Genomic DNA, 2,461 nt, shown 5'->3' with positions numbered 1-2,461 from the left:
TGGTGACCGACGTCGCTTCCATAGCACCTCCAAGTATTACTCGGTAATACTAACACTGACGAAGCTTGAGGCGCCCTTCCCTCTCGTCACTTCTCATCGGGGTTGCGGCGCCAGACAGCAGCCTCGGAAAATCGGTTTCAAACCGCCGATTCGGGTCTCGACCCCATCTTGCCCTGCGGCGCCGAAGCGCTGAAGATCGCGTTGTGGGCGGGCCATCAACCGGCGTGAAAACCATCGATTCGACGCTTCCAATATCCACAAGCCTACGCGCCAGGATCCCCGAACTGGGCATCCACATCGCGCGCCGAGTGCAGCAACCGGACGACATCGATGCCCCCATCGATGGGCTCGTAGACGATCACATAGCGCCCGAACGGAAAACTGCGCAGCCCAGGTGACAACTCGTCTCGCGCACGGCCCATGAGGGGCTGGGTCGCCAGCACCTGGAAATGCTAGTCCAACTGATCAGCCCACCGGTCCGCGGCACGCAGGTTGTCGTCGGCGATGTGGTCCCAGACCGCCGCGATGTCCTCCGCTGCCAGCGGCCGGCGCTGGACGACCACACCCTACGCCTTGACCTTGGCTGCCGCGCGCCGCGCGCGGCCCTGCTGCTTCATCGCCGCGGCATCCCACGGCTCACTCGGGCCGCTCTCCAGACCCTTGCGCACGTCCTGGCGCAACTGGTCCAGCCGCACGGCCCGCATCTGGTCCTGCTCTTTCATCAGCCGCAGCGCTTCACGGACTACCTCGCTGGCCGACGTGTACATGCCCGACGCGACCTTACGACGCACGAGCGTCTTCAACTCGGGGTCAGATTGACGTTCATGCCCATGGCAGATGCGCCTTCGCAGGAAGGTCTCGATGCCCGAAAATCCATCAGGAAATGTCAAGGATTGACACTGCCAGGATACGCAGCCACCGAGTCCCGAGCAGCGCCCAGAATCCGCCAATGCCCAAGTTGCTCTTCGACTTCGACTTCGCCGAAGCGAGAGCGGTGGAAGCCTGGCACGCCATCGATGACCGCGTGATGGGCGGCCTGTCGCTAAGCCGGCTTCAAAGACCGGATGCCGGATGCCGGATGCCGGATTTCAAAGCGTAGATTCGGTCACTTCAAACCCGACATCGCCGCAGCCAACAAGTCCTCCTGAGCACCGTGCCCCTTCCGAGTCCAGTGGCGCCGGCGCGGTCAGAAGAGCTCAACCTCTTGGCCTAAGAGCCTCGCATTCAACCTCTGTACTCTGGCCACCGGCCTTACGTTGTACGGCTCGTCGGTTCCTGTTCCGCGGTCAATCCAGTCCAACCTGAGCGCCTCGTAGACCGGCACCCAGCCCTCGCCGTTTCGCAAGAGCATCCCGGGGTTGAGCAGGTAGTGCCCGTTGCGTGTGCGTGCCCACAGCTTGCGCGCCGGCTTGTATCCACTCTCGACCTCGGCCCGGGCCAGCACCTGATTGACATAGCTGCGCTTGCGCCGCTTCTCTTTCCACAGATGCGGCGGCAGGCCTTCGAGCACCTGGTGCAGTTGTTCGGCGAAATAGCCTTCGCCGAGTTTCCACGGCGGCTGCGAGCGCACGGCGCAGTACGACCACTGGGTCTTGAGCCCGGCCAGCATCAGCGTCAGCACCCAGTACTCGCCCTGGTGTCGCTCGATGCGGATCAGCCGGCCATCGACCTGCACGTCGATCACCGCCGGCGCCAGGCGGTCGAAGATCGCCGCCAATGAACTCTTGGCGAAGGCCGGCTCCTCGATGGCACGGTTCACGGCGTGCTGCCAGGCGGTCTGCCCGAATTCGTCCTCTGCCTTCGGCTCGGCGCCCCGCTCGAGCAGCGCTTCGACCAAGACCGCGTTGCCGGCCCTTGCCGCGAGCATTAACGGGGTGGCGCCGGCAGGGGTCTGATGATCGACGGTGTGCACGTCGCACAGACGCAGGATGTCCTTGAAATTCTTCGCCGTGTAAGGCTGCAGGTGGCGCTGCCGAACCGCAGCCACTGCTCGCAACGCGAGCTGTTGCTGCTTCTCGTTGTCGGTCAGCCGCACGCCCAACATCGCAGCGTCGCCGATCCAGCCAAAGTCGCCGTCCGGCGCCAGGCCGCGTGCGGGTTGGAATTGCGCCTTGGCGAGTTGCTCGACCCACAACTGCTGTCCGTGCCACAAGGCATAGTCCAGCAGCGTCTGCTTGAGCCTGGCACTCGGGTTGCCGCGGTCCAGCGCCTTCGGCGCGAGATCTTCGATCAGTTCTCGGCTCCACGGCGTCCAGGGCACCGGCTTGCCTTGCAGGAAGGATTCGCGGATGGCGCGGGCCTGCTCTTGCTTGCCTTGCAGTTCGAGCTTGCGCGCCTCCTGCGCCCACTCTTCCTTGGTCGACGCAGCGGTCGCACCGGTGCGGACCACGCCGACATTGAGGCCCAGCAAGCCGAGCAGCGGATGACCGGTATCACTTTCGATGAGCGTCAGGCTCTGCAC

Annotated in this window: 4 protein-coding genes; 1 reads left to right on the top strand and 3 read right to left on the bottom strand. The window is 64.2% G+C overall.

From position 1 onward, the window contains the following. Window positions 1-263 precede the first annotated feature (263 nt). Window positions 264-443, bottom strand: coding sequence for a type II toxin-antitoxin system RelE/ParE family toxin (locus tag H0W38_RS19875; protein WP_292457413.1), 180 nt, complete (start codon window positions 441-443; stop codon window positions 264-266). A gap of 123 nt (window positions 444-566) precedes the next feature. Beyond that, on the bottom strand, window positions 567-803 hold the full coding sequence (locus H0W38_RS19870) for a type II toxin-antitoxin system ParD family antitoxin (RefSeq protein ID WP_292457411.1): 237 nt from the start codon (window positions 801-803) through the stop codon (window positions 567-569). A 146-nt stretch (window positions 804-949) separates the two neighbouring features. On the opposite strand from H0W38_RS19870, the gene H0W38_RS19865 reads away from it, so the two are divergent. After that, the gene (locus tag H0W38_RS19865) at window positions 950-1,099 is read left to right on the top strand and encodes a CIA30 family protein (protein WP_292457409.1); all 150 of its coding nucleotides are present in this window, start codon (window positions 950-952) and stop codon (window positions 1,097-1,099) included. A gap of 87 nt (window positions 1,100-1,186) precedes the next feature. Here H0W38_RS19865 and H0W38_RS19860 read toward each other — a convergent pair. Then, a partial coding sequence (locus H0W38_RS19860; RefSeq protein ID WP_292457407.1) for an ankyrin repeat domain-containing protein occupies window positions 1,187-2,461 on the bottom strand: 1,275 nt, incomplete at its 5' end.

It is taken from the genome of Methylibium sp. (assembly GCF_013817365.1).
GTDB lineage: Bacteria > Pseudomonadota > Gammaproteobacteria > Burkholderiales > Burkholderiaceae_C > Methylibium.
Note: the sequence above shows the minus strand (reverse complement) of the source record. Positions and strands in the feature narration are given on the sequence as shown.